The organism is Legionella sp. MW5194 (genome assembly GCF_016864235.1).
In the GTDB taxonomy this organism is placed as follows: domain Bacteria; phylum Pseudomonadota; class Gammaproteobacteria; order Legionellales; family Legionellaceae; genus Legionella_C.
Genome location: NZ_CP045732.1, coordinates 1287383 through 1305212, shown reverse-complemented (window position 1 = coordinate 1305212; position 17830 = coordinate 1287383). Strand labels below are relative to the sequence as shown.

The following is a 17830-nucleotide window of genomic DNA, read 5'->3' as shown; positions in this document are numbered from 1 at the left end:
AGATTAATTTAGGAAAATATTATACGCAAATAAATTGGAAAATAAAAGAGTAATGTGGTTTTAAAATACACAACTAAGCCCCTGTTTCTAATACACTCTCACATTAATGCGAGGTCACACCCCTTGTAAATAGATCAAATATCCGCGAAGTATTTTTTCAAGCAGTTAGCAATTCATCATGGGCAAATTTCGCTTATTTGGTTGCAGGTGAAATAGAAGGAGCAGCTACACTAATAGAACTTAGAATGCTATCTAGCCTACATGGAGTAGGATTTATACGGCTAGATACTGATACTCCTCTTGAAAGCCAAATAATGATTCCTGCTAAAGAAAAAAGCCAAGTCGATTGGAATAATATTAATCGATTAGTAGAGGAAAACTTTGACTTTAAGAATTACATCAAATTTGTCAAACAGTTTTATCAAACTGGAGAGATCAGAGAAAGAGATTGGGATGGATGTATGTCTAGTATGAAGTAGCTAATATGGATGATATTAATGGAAAATATTATGTATAAATTGGATAATAATGATGCTTATTTATGGTTAAAAACTATAGAAAATGAATCAATTGACTTAGTTATATCTGACCCGCCTTATGAGTCTCTTGAAAAGCACAGGGCTATTGGAACAACTACAAGGCTTAAAAATAGCAATTCATCAAGCAATGAATGGTTTCCAGTCATTAAAAATAAACAATTAGCTATGGTAATTAAGGAAATATACAGAATACTTAGACCAAACTCTCATTTTTATTTATTTTGTGATAATGAAACTATGTTTTACATAAAACCAATAGCTGAAAAAGTTGGATTTAAATTTTGGAAGCCAATCATATGGGATAAAGTGAACATAGGTATGGGATATCATTATCGTTCAAAATATGAAAATATCCTTTTTTTTGAAAAAGGGAAACGAAAACTTAATAATCTTTCAATTCCAGATATTCTCACATGCAAAAGAATTATTAATGGCTACCCCACTGAGAAACCCGTAGCACTCAATGAAATACTAATACACCAAAGCTCCTCTATAGGCGATATAGTTGCAGATCCATTCATGGGTTCTGGAAGTGTTGCCGAAGCGGCACTTATAAATGGAAGAAAATTTATTGGCACAGACATTAAATCAAATGCAGTTTATATAACGGAGCAAAGACTAAAAAAAGCCACCGCTGCCTATGGATAGAGGAAAAATTTATGGCTGAAAGTCAAACAAATAATGCCTGGAATAGCCTATTCACTTCATTGCAACTTAATGAACGGATTGCAAATGAAGATATTGCTTTCATATCAGCAGAAGAAATTAAAAAATTTGGTAAGCGCGAGCCAAGGCTTATGTGTAAATTTGATAATAAAGACTGTCGTCCTCAAATATTTAAAGATAAACACTTAACAATTCTTCCCATAAAAAATGGTGAGTGGGCTTTAATTAGTGGAGATGGGTATCAATCTTTTCCTAATACAAATTATAATATTAATTATGTTTCTATGCCTGGGAAGCGGCTTGAAACACTCCCCATTAATCCCCGATCCGAATCTCAAGTAATTGATTTAGCATTTGCCAGCGGCCTTTTATCACGATTTTTAGAGGATGACTCATTAAAACTGACAATAAGAGGAAGACTTAGAACAAAACCTTTTGATTTTTATTTCAGAAACAACTTTCGCCAATTAAGTGTAGATGGAGTCCAAGTTGAAATTGATGCTGGCTATGAAGGGCAAGAAATATATTTAATTGAAGCCAAGATGGGGGATCTGTAAATAATTTTGTGTAATTAGTCATAGCATATAATCTGTCGGCACTGGATAGTGCTGACAAATATGATGAGAACAACTATGACTGAAGATATAGATGAATTGGCAAAAGAGATAGCCAGAAATTGCAAAACACCTGAAGATTTCACCGAGTTTTTCAAACAATTAAAAAGACGAGGATTGGAAGCTGCTCTAGCCGGCGAGCTTACTGCACATCTGGGCTATGAAAAGCATGATAAAGGTGAATCACGCAAAGATAATTCTCGAAACGGTTACAGCAAAAGAAAATTCATGTCAGTGAAGGTGAAATGGAAATTGCCGTACCTCGGGACCGCGCGGGCTCGTTCGAGCCGCAACTCATTCCCAAGCATGCCACTCGCTTTGACGGTCTTGATGAGAAAATTATTTCCTTTTATTCTCGTGGATTAAGCACCCGTGATATCCAGTCAGAGCTGGAAGAAATTTATGGGACTACCATTTCCCCAACGTTAATTTCCAATGTTACAGATGCTGTTTTGGCTGATGTGCGAGCCTGGCAATCAAGGCCTCTGGATAGCTGCTTTCCCATTGTTTATCTGGATTGTCTGGTGGTCAAGGTAAAGACGGATAAAGGCATTACCAATAAAGCCGTGTATTTGGCACTGGGTGTAAATACCCAAGGACATAAAGAACTACTTGGCATGTGGATTAGTCAAAATGAGGGCGCAAAATTCTGGCTTAATGTGCTGACTGATTTAAAAACAGAGGTCTGGATGAGATATTTATTGCCTGTGTTGACGGCTTGACTGGTTTCCCGGAAGCCATCGAAACGGTCTACCCTTACGCCAAAGTTCAGCTTTGTATTGTCCATAAAATCCGCCAATCCCTGTCTTATGTGAGCTGGAAAGACCGCAAAATACTTGCCGCTGATTTAAAAGCATCTACAGTGCAAATACGCTCATTGAGGCTGAAATGGCACTGGATGCTTTCTCTGCCAAATGGGATGACCAGTATCCGTCTATCAGCATCTCCTGGCGCAGGGATTGGGAACGGGTCATTCCTTTGTTTGATTATCCGGCGGATATTCGACGGGCGATTTATACCACCAATGCGATTGAGTCATTGAATATGACCTTACGGAAAGTAATAAAAAACAAACGCATGTTTCCTTCTGATGAAGCCGTTTTTAAATTGCTCTATTTGGCAATTGAACGAATTTCTCAAAAGTGGACCATGCCGATTCATAACTGGAAACCAGCTATGAATCGCTTCATGATCGAATTCGGCGATAGAGTTACCGGATAACAGGACGGCTAGTTACACAGAATTCCGGACAGACTCAAGATGGGGCAGATCAATGATTTTCTTATTCGTCAACTCTATTATCCATATCGTATGTGGCATGAAGAAAATATTTCCAAAGAAGTAATCCCTATATTAATTAACTATGCCAATAACACAATATCAATATCAGAATATACGTTTGATGACTTCTACGTTTATTCTTCAATTAGTCCTATTAAATATGAACGATTCTCTTTTGACGAAAACCCTCTTAAATTCAATTTACTACAAATATTAGAGTCAACAAAAAAAGAGTTACAGGAGCCAAACATTCCCTTTCCACAAGCAGATGACATAACTAAAGTGATAGATACAATTGATTTAATATCATGGGGATACAATTCTAAACAATCTATCGCTAAATTTTGGCAAATAGATCCAAGACAAGCCGATTATTATACGAATGCAGCATCATATTTAGGATTTATATATAAAAAAGATAATGGATGTTGGAATTTGACTTCTAAAGGAAATGAGTTTGTAAATTATCCAACAACCAAAAGGAACTACCTTCTTTGTAGTGCAATCCTTTCAAAACCCGTTTTTAATGAAATAGGCACATCCTACTTGGATAAAGGTAAAATCATGCCAGATAAACAATCAATCTGTGATGTGCTACAAAATTATGTACAACTATCTGGTACAACTCCACCAAGAAGAGTACAAACGATTAAATCCTGGATTGATTACTTGGGCAATTTAGATAATACAGTATCATATTAGACCATCAGGTGAGCGTCATATTTAATTGTAAGATCTAGTAAATCAATTTGACGATTTATCCGTTGCGCCTGGATTGATATCATTTCTGTGCCTCATAAGGTGGCAAAAATTCCTTTAAAATACTCAATAGAGTTATTAGCACTTGAGCTAATCTGTAGTAAATAAGCATTTTCATCATCCCACCAAAGAGCATCATGTGGTCCATAACTATTACTAAAACTAGCAATGTATATATTGCTTGAAATCAAACCACTCTTGGGATTTAGGACTGTTAAATTAAAATTACTATAGCCACTAAATGAGTTCATATTAGGCAACCTGGAAAGAGAGGGTTTCTTTATTGGAAAAGAGGCTTTATTAAAAACACGAAACCATGCAATCTGGTTTTTCTTTCCATTCTTAGGAAACAGAACAAGTTGAACCTCTTCTATTTGATTTCCATCACCATAAATAATTTGACTATCCAGATTAAAATCTAAGTTAAGTTGATTTATATACTTTATATTGAGCTCCGCTTTGATATCTTTAAGGATATTATGTAATGGCCATCTTAAATTCCATATACTTGATGGAGGCTTATATTCATTTCTATTAATGCAAGCGTTTTCTAGGCAGTTGCGATAACGTGACCAATAGGACAATTCAAAAAAACTCTTTTTTAAGATTTCTGTTGATGATGAGAGTGGGGAAAAAAATTTACAAAGTTCTACAAACTCTTCATCCCTCAAACTTCCTTCAATCAGACGAAGTTCAATATTAGTCCCATAAGATAAAAAACTTATCGTTTTTGATTTTGAATAGTCATAGCCAATCCAACAAACATTTTCCTGATTTAATACGTGGGGTTTCATTTTCCAAACCCAATGATCGTATAAAGCCGCATGATCTAATGTTGATAAAGGTCCAAAGTCGTACAAAAATTGCTTACATCTTAAGAGAGCATTTTTATACTTAATATGGTAGTAATAAGAGGAAAAATGAGCCGAGCACCAAGAAGACCATTTTTTAAATTGATAATGGCCTGGTTGTTCATTATAGGGAATATCCTCTTCTCTCAGTATAAAGTTAGATAATTCTACTTCATCAGAATTGGGGATCAAAATAACAAAATTTACTTTTTCTTGAGCTTGAGCGGGTCTGATTTCGTGCACTAGATTCATTTCATAATGTCCAACCATATTAAAACAGATGCTTTTATAATTTCGTCTGACTAAACTAATCAAATAATTTTTAGATTGAATGTTCTTTTTCTGCCTCTTTTGTTTCATGTATTTTTTCATTACTCATAAAAATCCTGTAATCGATGCTCTTACATGATTTCCTGCTGCATTCTCTACTTTTTTATACAATGAAGGATGTTATTTTTAAAAATTACCAACCTATTTGGTTTAGGGACGATATAATATCCAACACCATCATCAGCATACTTATTCAATTCAGCACTATTCAGATGATAGCCAACCTTTTTCTTCTTATCGTTAATTAATGTCACTTCTGGATAATCAAAATCAAGTTGTATGGTGGGATTTATCAGTAATTCAGCCCCCCAATTGATATCCCAAATTGGATGGCAGTAATACACATAAGCACCTGAAATTTTGTACTTACCATCTGTATGCCAAGAAAGACCCGATCCTCTAGGATATAGATAGGGTCTAGCATAGAAAAAATCCCAATCTCTATCCCTGAAACCAATTAAATGATGATATTCAGAAGAGCTTGCGATTAATTCTTGTATAAATAAATCAATGGTTGAGTTTGTAGGATAAACTTGCTCTGTAGTGCAAGCCTCAGGTCTAGGATGAGAAATAGTAACGTTGCCCCATAAAGGAGATCCATCCTCGAGACTAAAAGCAATTACCCATTTGGAAGAGTGAACAAATTTGAATTTTTCAGTTTGAATAAAATTCCAAATTTTTTCAAAAGACGGTTGCTCTAGAAAGTCATCAATGACCGCCAGAACCTCATTATTGAAAACTAATTTCATATCAATATAAAACTATCAAAGGAGATGCTAACATCTCCTTTGTTTACCAAGGCATATACTCATCCTTATCTTCATCGGTATCAATTCTATTAGAATAATATACGTTCATAACATCTCCTTATTAATATCCTTGAATTACAGATTCGGATTATAGTTTTATTATTTTACCAAAACAATCAAATTAAGGAGTGTATTTTTACACTATGATCTATATAAACTCACATAATGATCATTTATATCTTATTTTGTTCTTATTTAAATCAAATGCATTTATAGCCTAATGAATTACTGCAGAGGTCATAATAAGATTTAGAGAATACTTTGATATCAATTAATGTCAATTAATTACATTTCAAAACTGGTACCAAAAACGGTACCAAAATTATTTAATTTTCATAATTCAACATGTAACTCATTGATTTTACTATGCCGCTGCGCAGAATCGAACTGCGGACCTTTTGATTACGAATCAATTGCTCTACCGACTGAGCTACAACGGCAGTGGGGGAAAGTATATCTTTGGCTTGCGATTGGCGCAATATCGATGATGGATTTATCCTCTTCCCTGAGGGCTGTGTTTACGCTTTTTGGTGTAAGACGACGCCCAGTGTCCAGTCGCCACTTTGGTCGACGCTTAGGTAATGAATGGGTTGCTCGGGTTGTAAACCGTAACCATCCACCATCAGCGCATAATAATAAGCCGGGAACAGACAATAGCCATAAACGTATTCGTTATTGGGGTATTGGGAATTAATGGTTGACCACTGCTGTTGGCAGAAATCGCTGTTGGCTTGCGCAATCAGACTCTGATTGTTGAATTCATTGGTGTTAAAGACAAACGGTTTGCTTTTTGCCAACTCCACAACCCCACCGAGACCATACCATTCTTTCACCGGATTGGCGGACAACGCAGGCTGTACGACCTCATTGACGTGGTGGACACTGTTTAACAACGGTGCCACTTCGCCCTCGCAGGCGTAGGCATCACCTTGAGCGGGAATGCCGTCCGGTAATTCGTAATTGGTGATGAAACAACTGCTGGAATCGAGAAACTGATGCGATACTTCAGTTTGCCCCAATCCAAGAAAGCTGTGCACAAAGAGTGAATAATGTTGGCCGTACAGGGTAAACTCCTGTAAATCCATGGGTGCGATATTTCCCTTGCCATGGACAGGAAACGTTATCTGAACCGAAGCGCCGCCCATGTCCATCACGCCCACGGTGTTTTGAGCCGTATTTTTAAAATTACCCAGTTGGTAATTTACCGCTAACCACCCGTAAAGTCCTTCCTCATTGCCGGTAATGGTTTTAGCACTTTGCAACTGCCATTGTGATTGCTGTCCAAACCAGTTTTGCAGGTACCCATACAATTGCTGCTGCTTAGGTTGGGGTAATAAACGCATGCCGGCAGTGGAATAAAAATAAACCGGCAGTGACGATTCCGGAGCGCCGGAGAACAAACTGCTTAAATAGCTATCAATGGTGGCTTGATTGGCGTCCAGTGTGGCAAAACCCGGTTTGATTTTTTTGCTCCACTTTTCGCTGATGTTAATCGGGGTATTGGTATGATCTAATTCGTAGGCGTATATGTGGACACGCGATCCGGTGCTACCCGCATCGACAACAGCCAGGCAGTGGCCTTTTTGACACTCAGGAATTTGGGCACTTACGGTCAGGCTTACACCCAGCAACAGCACACTACCAATCAAACGAACAGCGACATTCATTTAAAACACCCCTTTTAACACGTGCGCATAGACTACCTTATGTTCAATTTATTGTCAATGAGAACCGCGGATGGACAATAATTAACCGGCCTCTGGTTCCCAGCACACCGGTTCAAGTTCCTTTCCTTCCTGCAACAAGACACGAACCATACCGCAATCCATGGTATTCAGCACCTGACTTCCCGCCTGCTTCAATGTTGTCAGTGTTTGCGCATGAGGAAAATGATACCGGTTATCAAATCCGGCGGAGATAATCGCAAAGCGCGGTTTAACCTGCTTGATGAATGCTGGCGAGGATGAGGTTTTACTGCCGTGATGCGCCACCACCAGTACAACGGCCTGAAGTCTGGCAGCGTACTTCTGTACCAGATAGTCCTCCCCCTTTTTCTCAATGTCGCCGGTAAGCAAAACCTGCTGACCCTTTCGGCTAATCTGAAGGATGCAGGAGGAATTATTCTTGTCATTAAACTGCTGCAACACAGAGAAAAAATGGAATTGAATACCATCCCATTCCCAATCCGGGTAGTGATGGCACGTTTGTCCGCGATGGTAAAAATCAACCCGATCCACCAGCAACTCCGCACCAGGATACTGTTCCTCGATTGACTCAAGCCCTCCCCGATGATCCAAATCAGGGTGACTGATGATGATTTTATCAATGCGGGGAATGCCCATAGCCTGTAAGTAAGGAATAACGGCCAGTTTTCCCATGTCACTGCCATGGAAAAATTTCATGCCGGTATCATAAATCAGGTAATGCTTGCGAGTGCTGACCACAATGGCGAGCCCCTGCCCCACATCCAGCACATCAATACGGGCCTCTCCCTGCTCAAGGCGTGACGGTTTGGGAACCCACACCGCCAACAGCATGCAAAACAAGGGAGGCCAGATTAATTTTAAAGGCAGCGCCAGCAAGAGTCCCAATACTAACAGCAGGATCACTACAGTGGTTATATCCTGAATGCCAACCTGTAGATTGACCATGGCAAACGAATCAATCCAGCGCAAATAAAGCAATAACAGTTTAGTGGTGCCAATAACCGGCATCATCAACCAGGAGGAAGTAACAATGCTGCTGATAATCAGACTAATCAGTGATAAAGGGACTAAAACAAAGCTGACTAAGGGAATGGCCAACAGGTTAGCCAGCAACCCATTGATAGCCCCATAACCAAAACAATACAGAGTCACGGGCATCAATCCGACAAGACAAGCCAGTTGCAGCGTCAGGGTTTGTTTTATACCGGTTAACCCATAGCGGCGATGCGTGATAATCAACACTGCCACCGCCATGAACGACAGGTAAAAACCGGGCAACAGGACGGCATGGGGTTCATACAAAAGCACCAGAAACAACCCATACCGCCATGCCTGCCAGACGGTAAACTGTCGGCTTAACCAATAGCGTGACAACAACAGCACCGTCCCGACCAGCGACCGCTGCGCGGGCACACCGAAACCCGCCAGCAAGGCATAACTGAACGCCGCGAGCATACCAGCCAGACTGCCAGCCTGCTGTGATGGACAGAAAAGGCATAACCGTCCCCAACGCCGCCATAGCCATTGCGTAATCGCCATACAAAATCCGGCCACCAACCCAATGTGCGCACCCGAAATAACCATTAAATGAGTGGTCCCGGTACGGCGAAACAAATCCCATGACTCAGCACCCAGCTGATGAGTGACGCCCAGAGTCAAGGCCTGAACAATGCCCAATTCCTCGCCTTGAGGAATACTGCGCGTCAAGTTAGCTGCCAGCCGCTCCCGCCAGACCAGCAGTTTGTCCGCTGGCGCCTCCTTGATCAACAGGGATTGGCCTGATTTCAGGTAGCCTGTCCACGTCACGTGCCGTGCCGTCAGCCAACGGCGGTAATCAAAAGCACCCGGGTTACGAAGATTAATCGGGCGTTTTAACTTGGCATGGAATTGCCAGCGTTGCCCTGCATGCACCTCGGGACAACGCTGGTAACAATTTAAAAGCATCAGGGCCCTCGCCGGTTGACCGTTAATCGCCGTTAAGTCCAGCTGAAACTGGGTTTTATCCGTGTGAACCGCAGGAATGGAAACAACCGTTCCTTTAATCAGAGCCTGCTGTATCACCGGTGTCAGTGGCATGTTTTTGTCTGCGACAACATGCTGATGAAGCCAGGACCAAAGGCAGGCCGCCAGAAACCAGAGAAGGATTCCCCAGCCGGCTTTAAACAGTAAACCGAAAAAAACAACGAGCAGTGCATAAAGCGATTGCGAATAAAAAAATGCAATGCCTGCAAAAAAACAGAGTATCCCCATAAGCGAAAACTGGACTTGCGACATACCCGGTAAATTAAACAAAACCGATTGCCGCAACAAGCGTAATTATTACCTGTTTTTGGGAAAAGGCCGTTGCGGGTAAAATAAGTTATTCGCAAAAAACTAGCAAAATCAAATGGATTGCAATACGATAAATTATCGAAGGTGAAATGGACATTACCATGATTATTGTCGCTTTAAACGAACATCCAAAGGACACTCGTGCGGCCATTACCCCCAATAGTCTCAAGCACTACCAGAAATTGGGATTGACCGTTCACTGTGAGCAGAACGTCGGGGCCGCTTGTGGTTTTAGCGACAGCGCTTACCAGGAGGCGGGCGCCGTGATTGTCAGTGATCGTGCCCTTCTCTTACAGGAGGCCGATATTCTGGCTTGCGTCAGCGTGCCGTCGCCGGCCGACCTGCCGCAATTAAAAAAAAATGCGCTCTTAATAGCGCCTTTCGATAATGAACCCGAGAGCCCCTTAATGCAGTGGTGCCAGCAACAATCCATTACTGCGTTTTCAATGAATCTTATTCCCCGCATCAGCCGAGCGCAAAGCATGGACAGTTTATCATCGCAGGCCAACCTGGCCGGTTATCGGGCGGTTCTTGAGGGCGTGGCCCATTTTAATCGCGCCATTCCAATGATGATGACCGCAGCCGGCATGATTCACCCCGCCAAGGTGCTGATTCTTGGTGCCGGTGTCGCTGGTTTGCAGGCCATTGCCACGGCCAAACGCCTCGGTGCGGTAGTCTATGCTTTTGACGTTCGTCGCGCCGCCAAGGAACAGGTTGAAAGCCTCGGCGCGGAATTCATTGAAGTCAGCACCGATGAAGACAGTGAAACCAGCGGCGGTTATGCCCGGGAAATGAGCGAGGAATATAAAAAACAACAGGCAGAGCTGATTCATCAATACGCCACACAAGCCGACATTGTTGTCACGACTGCCTTGATACCGGGGCGGCCTGCGCCAGTGCTGATTACCGGAGAAACCGTTAATCAGATGAAACCGGGCTCTGTAATTGTCGATATTGCCACCTCGCGGGGTGGAAACTGCGAACTCAGCCAGCGGGATGAAGTGATTCATCATCAAGGCGTTACAATTGTAGGCTACAGCAATTTAGCCGGATTCATTCCAGCCACAGCCAGTGAGCTCTATGCCAACAACGTGGTCAATTTGCTCAAATTGCTGGTGACCGCACCCGATGCCTTGACCTTCAATGCCGAAGACGAGATTGTGAAACAGGCCACATTAACCCATGAAGGCCGCTATTTTCCTTTTCAAACCACCGAGACCAAGGAGGCCGTCAATGCCTGAAGTCAGTTCGTTAAGCAATGCCTATGTGGCCATTTTAACCATTTTCGTGCTGGCCTGTTTTGTTGGTTATTATGTCGTCTGGAAAGTGACACCTGCGCTGCATACGCCACTGATGTCCGTCACCAATGCGATTTCAAGCATCATTATCCTTGGGGCACTGATTGCTACAGGCATCCGTATGACGGGGACCATTACCGTGCTGGGCGGCCTGGCCATTTTTATCACGGCCATCAATATTTTCGGCGGTTTCGTCGTGACGCAACGCATGCTGCGCATGTACAAAAAATAAGAGGACAGTGCCATGACTACGCTTATTTCATTTTTTTATTTGATTGCCGCCGTTTGTTTTATTCTGGCACTCAAAGGGCTTGCCAGTCCTTCCAGCTCACGTCGCGGCAACATGCTGGGTATTTTGGGGATGATTATCGCCGTGGGGTCAACCCTGATGATGCCTTCAATTAACCATCACCTGCTGCTTATCAGTCTGATTATTGCCGGCGGGCTCATCGGCACCCTCATCGCCTTGAAAATCAACATGACAGCCATTCCGCAACTGGTCGCCGGCTTCCATTCGCTGGTGGGTCTTGCAGCCGTGCTGGTCGCCTTTTGTGCCTACCTTGCGCCTTCGGCGTTTCACATCGGTTCTCCCGGTGCCATTGAAAAAACCAGCCTGGTTGAGATGAGTCTGGGCCTGATTATCGGTGCCATTACCTTTTCAGGCTCCATCATTGCTTTTCTTAAATTACAGGGTTTAATGTCCGGTCAACCGGTGCGATTTGCCGGACAGGGTATTGTGAATGCAATCATTGGTCTGGCGATTGTCGCCTTGCTGGGCGTGTTTATCGCCACTCAATCCGTTCATGTGTTCATCGTCATGGCCCTGTTGTCTTTTTTAATTGGTGTGTTGCTGATTATTCCCATCGGCGGTGCGGACATGCCGGTGGTGATTTCCATGCTGAACTCGTACTCAGGCTGGGCAGCAGCCGGTATTGGATTTACGTTAAGCAATCACCTGCTGGTTATCACCGGCGCACTGGTGGGCGCAAGCGGGGCTATCTTAAGTTACATCATGTGCGTGGGTATGAACCGCTCCATTATCAACGTCATCTTTGGCGGCTTGCAGGGCGGGGACAGCGCACAGGCAGCGAGCCGGCATGAAAACCAGAACGTGCGCCAGGCCAATGGTGAAGACGCGGCATTTTTGCTCAGCAATGCCAAAGACGTGATTATTGTTCCCGGGTATGGGATGGCGGTAGCCCATGCCCAGCATGCGGTAAAAGAACTGGTGGATGCCCTTGAAAAAAGCGATATTCGTGTCCGCTTTGCCATTCACCCGGTGGCTGGACGCATGCCGGGTCACATGAACGTTCTGCTCGCTGAAGCCAACATTCCCTACGATCGCGTGTTTGAACAAAGTGAAATTAACCGGGATTTTTCAACCTGCGACGTGGCTTTTGTCATTGGCGCAAATGACATTACCAATCCGGCTGCCAAAACCGATCCTAATTCTCCGATCTATGGTATGCCTATTCTCGAAGTCGAAAAGGCAAAAACCGTCCTGTTCGTCAAGCGGAGCTTGTCGGCCGGCTATGCTGGCGTTGATAATGATTTATTCTTCCGCGACAACACCTACATGCTGTTTGGCGATGCCAAAGTCATGACGGAATCAATTGCTAAAGCATTGGAGGAAATGCACTGAGATAAGTTTTCGTTAAGGTACAGGTAGTACAATTTTGCACCATACTCATTTTGGCTATGTTGTTATGATTATTTTGTATGTACCTTTCCCTAGAACTAATGCCGGAGATTTAGCGTCTGCAATGAAGGCGTGGGTAAATAATCACGTCTACCATTTTGGCAATACAATTCAGGTTATTTTCTATCAGGACGAAATTGATTATGATGCCATTCCTTCTTCCACCGCGATCTATCTCTGTGCCCATGGTTCCTCCAGTGATGAACTGAAGCTGTATAATCACAGTAATCTCGATGTAAGCGAGAACATTTCCATGGAAGAAGCGGCGATGCGTTTCAGCAGTGATTTTGTTTTTATTCACTACAAAATTCAGGATCTTCACCTGTACTGTTGTGGTAGCAAGGAAAAAAACCATGCTTTGGCGAAATTGATTCAGAGTAATTTACCTTCCATTCAGGAAAATCGTATCCATTATTACCAGGGCAGTTTGACTTCAGCCGACCAAAATGGGCAATTACTTTCGATCATGGGCTCCAGTTGTTTGCCTGTCGCTCAGGTTAAATCAGTCATTTCTCGCCCCAGGAAACAGGAAGTTAACGAAGAGGAATCCTCGTCATTCTCAAAATTTTATTTGCATTATTTATCGACACGCGAACCCTGCAGTGAGCACTCAAGAACAAAACGCCAGGAAAAAAAGCGTCAGAATTTTTTTGAAGAGGGCCGGGCACAGCGACAACTTGGTATTATTAATAATCGCAAGTCATGCACGAGAATGGAGTGGGCAGCAGACGAAATGGAGCTCTCGACGGTCACTTTTTCCTGACGTCTCGGTGGGGAGAGCCTGCGCTGCAATGGGTAAATTGATGCAATGTTACCATTCTTCTTTGAGCCCCACAGGTGCCCCTCTTCCACTCGTTGTGTCGCTTTAATTGCCAGACAATAAAAATAAAGTTATCTTAGCTCCCTGAATTGACACCAAGGAGCAACAATGCTTAAAAAAACAGCGTGTACTTTACTGGCCGCTTGCGCCCTTTTCAGTGGTTCCTCGCTGGCTGCAGCTCATCATGAGCTTGCCCCAGGAATTACTGTGGAATATGATCTTCCCCCCAATAGCCCGCAAGTGTTTTCCAATTATTTTTTCTGGACTGTCACAGCCACCTGCGTCATGCACAGTGAAGACCCCAGCAATAATATTCTGGTTAAGGCATTAAGCAAATCCGGTAAAATTAATGGCATGCCGCTCAGTAAAGGGCAACAAACCGTCATTACCATCCATAACCGTGATCACATTGAAATCAGTGCCGACTCCGGTGCGCAGGTGGAATTAACCAATTATGGTCCTCACACCGTGAAAGCAACCTGCTCCACCTAAGCGTTATCCCCCCCTCGATGAGGGGGGCATCCGATCAATGTTCACGCGTTGCAGAAAAGGCGATTTTGGGATAACGTTCTTCTGCCATCGTCAGATTGACCCGTGTGGGAGCGAGGTACATGAGGGTATCGCTGCCATCCAATGCCAGATAATCATGCGCTTTGATTTTAAATTCGCTCATGGCTTTTTCATCCTCGGCATAAACCCAGCGGGCACAAGAGACATTGACTGATTCATAAACACAATCCACTTTATACTCGTGTTTCAGGCGATGGGCCACCACATCAAACTGCAGTGTTCCTACGGCACCCAAAATCAGTTGATTGCTGTTTAAAGGCCTAAAAACCTGCGTTGCCCCTTCCTCTGATAATTCAATCAATCCCTTAATCAGGGCCTTGCTCTTTAAAGGATCCTTTAAACGCACCAAACGAAAGAGTTCCGGCGCAAAATTGGGGATACCGGTGAACTTGAGGGATTCTCCCTGCGTAAAGGTATCACCAATACGGATCGTGCCATGATTATGCAGACCGATAATATCCCCTGCCATGGCCATTTCTGCATGCGAGCGATCGCCTGCCATAAACGTCAAGGCATTGGCAATCTGCACTTCTTTATCAAGGCGCAGATGACTAAGTTTCATACCCTTTTTAAACGAACCCGAACAGATGCGCAAAAAGGCAATACGGTCGCGGTGTTTCGGATCCATGTTCGCCTGGATTTTAAAAACAAAGCCACTGAAATTGTCTTCCTCAGGCTGCACCATTCTTTCCATGGCCTGGCGCGGCATGGGGCCGGGTGCGTATTGGGCAAAGTCATCTAACAGTTCTTTAATTCCAAAGTTATTGATTGCAGATCCAAAATAAACCGGTGTCATTTTTCCGGAAAGGTAATCGTCAAGACTAAAGGCATGGGAAGCGCCCTTGACCAGTTCGATTTCATCGCGAAGTTCCTGCGCGCTGTCACCCAAAAGCTCATCCAATTGTGGATTATCCAGTCCCTTGATTGCCAAGGCCTGTTGCTTCTCTGTGTTTTTACCCGGTTGGTAAATGTACACGGTGTCCTGGTAGAGATGATAAATGCCCTTAAACCGCTTACCCATCCCTACAGGCCAGGTCACCGGTGCGCACTGAATACCCAGGACAGTTTCCACCTCATCCAGCAGTGAAATGGGTTCGCGGCCCTCACGGTCAAGTTTGTTAATGAACGTCATGATGGGCGTATCACGCAAACGACATACTTCCATCAGTTTCACCGTTCTTTCTTCCACCCCTTTGGCCACATCAATAACCATCAGTGCGGAATCCACAGCCGTTAACGTGCGGTAGGTGTCTTCTGAGAAATCTTCGTGACCGGGGGTATCCAGCAAATTCATTACATGTTCATTGTGTACGAACTGCATCACGGAGGTGGTAATGGAAATTCCCCGTTCTTTTTCCATTTCCATCCAGTCGGAGGTGGCATGCCGGTCCGCTTTGCGACCTTTTACTGTTCCTGCGAGCTGAATGGCGCCTCCAAACAGGAGCAGCTTTTCCGTTACTGTGGTTTTACCCGCATCGGGGTGGGAAATAATGGCAAAGGTCCTTCGTTTTCGAAAGTCCAGATAAAAATCGGTCATAATCTCGCCTGCGATGGATTCATGCTGCGGATTTTAAGTGAAATTACGCGAACAAACAATTTTATCCCTTTTCTGACGAAGTTTTCTTTTGGATTTATACTAATCATATGTACAATTAATAGTCATTTGGTATAAAATAGCCGGGTATCAGGTATTAATTGCCCTAAGGAAGTGCATGTTAACTTTTAAAGCGCTGACCGCCAATTGCGGCAATGGCACTCCCGGCGAGGCCGCCGCACAAAACATTCAGGCTGCCACTCAGAACACAGACATTACGTTCCTTTTTTGCCAGGAAGCCCACTTTCAAAAAACAAAAGAGCAACTTCAGGCGAACCTTCCAGGCCACCTCGTTGTTACCCCCATTCATCAGATGGTTACGCACACCAAAGGGAAAACCCAACTTCATAAACGTACCGGCATTATGATTCTTGCCATCCATAGTGAAGACGTTGCCATTAAAAAGAATGCCGATGGCCAGGCTCGTATTCGTCGAGGCGCACGGATTTCAGGCTCGGCCTACAACAAGGGCGGTGTTTTCTCTCGTCTGACTGTGGAAAAAAAGAATGAGCAATTTACCCTGGATTTAACCAGCGCCCATCTTGATTCAGCTAACGAAGAAACACGAGCGCTGGATTGGGCAAACATTCATCAGGCACAACGCGTGCAGGCGGCCAGCTACGAAGCGTTGTGTCAAAAACTGCCCGATACGGTGATCTCGGGTTTTGATGCCAATACCCGCAATCAGTTACAGGATAATGAGACTTCAACGAATTGTTGGCAGGAAGGCCGGCGCATTCCGGCCATGCAAAGCCTGATCATGGCCCCCCTGGGCAATCACCGTGAGTCTCGCGAATCGACTTATAAAACCCATGTCGAGAACGTGTTGAATGTCACGGATAAAAAACGCCCCAATTACGCCAAAGGCGGCATGCTGGATTTGGTCTGTTATAATCGTGCGGATAGTGCACGCGAGCAGGCAAGGTCTCACACCGTTGGCATTGAAGAATCGTCTTTTTTTGAATCCGTTGTTGAGGGCGAAACACGTGATCATGCCATCATTGGCAGCAAGACAGTAAGCCTTGACAAATCGTCCGATTTTGACAAAGTCAGGCATTACGTTGGTTGTGCCTTAGCCTTTGCAGCCCCCGAGCTTGCTGCACACATTTTAAGCGATGAGTTTACAGAAACGGATGAAAACCAACGTTATTTATTTGAGATTCATCAACTCTATCTATCGCCTGACGGTTTACTGCAAAAAAAACTCTACGAGCATACTGAGAAGCTTGGTTTTTTGAATAACGAGCTGAAGAGCAATACGGAGCAGCAGAATGTGTCAGCCATGCAGATGCACTTATTCCCTGAGCGACCCTGGTTTTCTTTCCCGGCACACCACATTCCCCTGCAGTATGAAGATTTGGCAGCCCACAAGCTGTTTCTCACGCACTTATCCAGACTGGATGATCTTGAACAATTCTGTTTGGGAAATCCCTTTTCACTGCAGGAAAAAATGCTGATGGTGGTCGTTCTGTATCACGCGAAAGACGCCCTTCAAAAGACCACTTCTGAAAAACAACAGGCGTGCATTATTCAGCATACGGAAAAGCTGATTAAGGCGATTGAAATCCTCTGTGATTATAAAGAACACCTTGAACAGGAAAACAAAATAGACGAGTTTGGTGAGCAAGAAAATGCGACGGATGGATTATATGCCCAGAAAAGCAAGGTGGTAAACCGGATGATTAACATCCTTCTTACACCTCAGGCACCGGCTACCACCATTCATCAACTCTGTGACGAGGTGAAAACGGCACAAGATCTGCTGGCCACTCACCGTAATAATGATCCCTTCAGCCGTATGCTTCGCTGGTTAAAATCGTTGCTTTCCCCCAACATGGCTGAAACGCACGGCGCTTTTTTTGCCCGAGGAATGTCATCAAACCTTCAACAAGAGGAAACAAAGTTAAACCCCCTGGATGAACCGGCGGATCCGGAGTTGCCTGATCCGGGCCCTTTCTGAGCG

General features: G+C 43.7%; 14 protein-coding genes, 1 tRNA gene and 2 pseudogenes. 11 read left to right on the top strand and 6 right to left on the bottom strand.

Translation table 11 applies throughout. The features are described 5' to 3' along the window. Window positions 1-197 precede the first annotated feature (197 nt). The 5 genes and pseudogenes from GH742_RS06140 to GH742_RS06120 all read left to right on the top strand — a co-directional run bounded on the left by GH742_RS06140 (window position 198) and on the right by GH742_RS06120 (window position 3802). On the top strand, window positions 198-479 hold the full coding sequence (locus GH742_RS06140; protein WP_203456561.1) for a hypothetical protein: 282 nt from the start codon (window positions 198-200) through the stop codon (window positions 477-479). Between the two features lie 18 nt (window positions 480-497). Continuing rightward, the gene (locus GH742_RS06135) at window positions 498-1187 is read left to right on the top strand and encodes a site-specific DNA-methyltransferase (RefSeq protein WP_239005298.1); all 690 of its coding nucleotides are present in this window, start codon (window positions 498-500) and stop codon (window positions 1185-1187) included. Between the two features lie 11 nt (window positions 1188-1198). After that, window positions 1199-1762, top strand: coding sequence for a hypothetical protein (locus tag GH742_RS06130; RefSeq protein WP_203456559.1), 564 nt, complete (start codon window positions 1199-1201; stop codon window positions 1760-1762). 63 nt (window positions 1763-1825) lie between these two features. Then, a pseudogene (locus GH742_RS06125) lies at window positions 1826-3040 on the top strand (IS256 family transposase). A gap of 39 nt (window positions 3041-3079) precedes the next feature. Next, entirely contained in the window at window positions 3080-3802 is a 723-nt protein-coding gene (locus GH742_RS06120) for a hypothetical protein (RefSeq protein WP_203456558.1), read from the top strand. Between the two features lie 92 nt (window positions 3803-3894). Here the strand turns inward: GH742_RS06120 and GH742_RS06115 are convergent, their stop codons facing one another. The 5 genes and pseudogenes from GH742_RS06115 to GH742_RS06095 form a co-directional block, all read right to left on the bottom strand. Then, window positions 3895-4962 carry a hypothetical protein gene (locus GH742_RS06115; RefSeq protein WP_203456871.1) on the bottom strand — a complete coding sequence of 356 codons (1068 nt, stop codon included), beginning with the start codon at window positions 4960-4962 and terminating at the stop codon, window positions 3895-3897. A 70-nt stretch (window positions 4963-5032) separates the two neighbouring features. After that, window positions 5033-5789 (bottom strand): annotated as a pseudogene (locus GH742_RS06110) (2OG-Fe(II) oxygenase). 427 nt (window positions 5790-6216) lie between these two features. After that, a tRNA-Thr gene (locus GH742_RS06105) sits at window positions 6217-6289 on the bottom strand. A gap of 78 nt (window positions 6290-6367) precedes the next feature. After that, window positions 6368-7516, bottom strand: a complete 1149-nt coding sequence (locus GH742_RS06100; RefSeq protein WP_203456557.1) for a multidrug DMT transporter permease — start codon at window positions 7514-7516, stop codon at window positions 6368-6370. Between the two features lie 81 nt (window positions 7517-7597). Next, a complete protein-coding gene (locus GH742_RS06095; protein WP_203456556.1) occupies window positions 7598-9829 on the bottom strand; it encodes a DNA internalization-related competence protein ComEC/Rec2 in 2232 nt (743 codons plus the stop codon). 158 nt (window positions 9830-9987) lie between these two features. Between GH742_RS06095 and GH742_RS06090 the strand changes: the two genes are divergently transcribed. The 5 genes from GH742_RS06090 to GH742_RS06070 all read left to right on the top strand — a co-directional run bounded on the left by GH742_RS06090 (window position 9988) and on the right by GH742_RS06070 (window position 14195). Continuing rightward, window positions 9988-11127: a Re/Si-specific NAD(P)(+) transhydrogenase subunit alpha gene (locus GH742_RS06090; protein ID WP_203456870.1), complete on the top strand. Its 1140-nt coding sequence runs from the start codon at window positions 9988-9990 to the stop codon at window positions 11125-11127. Next, complete coding sequence (locus GH742_RS06085; RefSeq protein WP_108295043.1) at window positions 11120-11416, top strand: proton-translocating transhydrogenase family protein; 297 nt, start codon at window positions 11120-11122, stop codon at window positions 11414-11416. The genes GH742_RS06090 and GH742_RS06085 overlap by 8 nt, the downstream gene beginning before the upstream one ends. 12 nt (window positions 11417-11428) lie before the next feature. Beyond that, window positions 11429-12826, top strand: a complete 1398-nt coding sequence (locus GH742_RS06080) for an NAD(P)(+) transhydrogenase (Re/Si-specific) subunit beta (protein WP_203456555.1) — start codon at window positions 11429-11431, stop codon at window positions 12824-12826. A gap of 121 nt (window positions 12827-12947) precedes the next feature. Then, window positions 12948-13646, top strand: coding sequence for a hypothetical protein (locus GH742_RS06075; RefSeq protein ID WP_203456554.1), 699 nt, complete (start codon window positions 12948-12950; stop codon window positions 13644-13646). Window positions 13647-13811: 165 nt separating this feature from the next. Next, window positions 13812-14195: a hypothetical protein gene (locus GH742_RS06070; RefSeq protein ID WP_203456553.1), complete on the top strand. Its 384-nt coding sequence runs from the start codon at window positions 13812-13814 to the stop codon at window positions 14193-14195. A 34-nt stretch (window positions 14196-14229) separates the two neighbouring features. On the opposite strand, the gene GH742_RS06065 is transcribed toward GH742_RS06070, so the two are convergent. Continuing rightward, window positions 14230-15810 carry a peptide chain release factor 3 gene (locus tag GH742_RS06065; protein ID WP_203456552.1) on the bottom strand — a complete coding sequence of 527 codons (1581 nt, stop codon included), beginning with the start codon at window positions 15808-15810 and terminating at the stop codon, window positions 14230-14232. Between the two features lie 175 nt (window positions 15811-15985). Between GH742_RS06065 and GH742_RS06060 the strand changes: the two genes are divergently transcribed. Next, window positions 15986-17827, top strand: a complete 1842-nt coding sequence (locus GH742_RS06060) for a hypothetical protein (RefSeq protein ID WP_203456551.1) — start codon at window positions 15986-15988, stop codon at window positions 17825-17827. Window positions 17828-17830: the final 3 nt, after the last annotated feature.

Bases quoted from the DNA above. Each gene is read 5' to 3' on its own strand.
- GH742_RS06135 (WP_239005298.1), top strand. From the start codon at position 498: ATGGAAAATATTATGTATAAATTGGATAATAATGATGCTTATTTATGG.
- GH742_RS06130 (WP_203456559.1), top strand. From the start codon at position 1,199: ATGGCTGAAAGTCAAACAAATAATGCCTGGAATAGCCTATTCACTTCA.
- GH742_RS06120 (WP_203456558.1), top strand. From the start codon at position 3,080: ATGGGGCAGATCAATGATTTTCTTATTCGTCAACTCTATTATCCATAT.
- GH742_RS06115 (WP_203456871.1), bottom strand. From the start codon at position 4,962: ATGAATCTAGTGCACGAAATCAGACCCGCTCAAGCTCAAGAAAAAGTA.
- GH742_RS06100 (WP_203456557.1), bottom strand. From the start codon at position 7,516: ATGAATGTCGCTGTTCGTTTGATTGGTAGTGTGCTGTTGCTGGGTGTA.
- GH742_RS06095 (WP_203456556.1), bottom strand. From the start codon at position 9,829: ATGTCGCAAGTCCAGTTTTCGCTTATGGGGATACTCTGTTTTTTTGCA.
- GH742_RS06090 (WP_203456870.1), top strand. From the start codon at position 9,988: ATGATTATTGTCGCTTTAAACGAACATCCAAAGGACACTCGTGCGGCC.
- GH742_RS06085 (WP_108295043.1), top strand. From the start codon at position 11,120: ATGCCTGAAGTCAGTTCGTTAAGCAATGCCTATGTGGCCATTTTAACC.
- GH742_RS06080 (WP_203456555.1), top strand. From the start codon at position 11,429: ATGACTACGCTTATTTCATTTTTTTATTTGATTGCCGCCGTTTGTTTT.
- GH742_RS06075 (WP_203456554.1), top strand. From the start codon at position 12,948: ATGAAGGCGTGGGTAAATAATCACGTCTACCATTTTGGCAATACAATT.
- GH742_RS06070 (WP_203456553.1), top strand. From the start codon at position 13,812: ATGCTTAAAAAAACAGCGTGTACTTTACTGGCCGCTTGCGCCCTTTTC.
- GH742_RS06065 (WP_203456552.1), bottom strand. From the start codon at position 15,810: ATGACCGATTTTTATCTGGACTTTCGAAAACGAAGGACCTTTGCCATT.
- GH742_RS06060 (WP_203456551.1), top strand. From the start codon at position 15,986: ATGTTAACTTTTAAAGCGCTGACCGCCAATTGCGGCAATGGCACTCCC.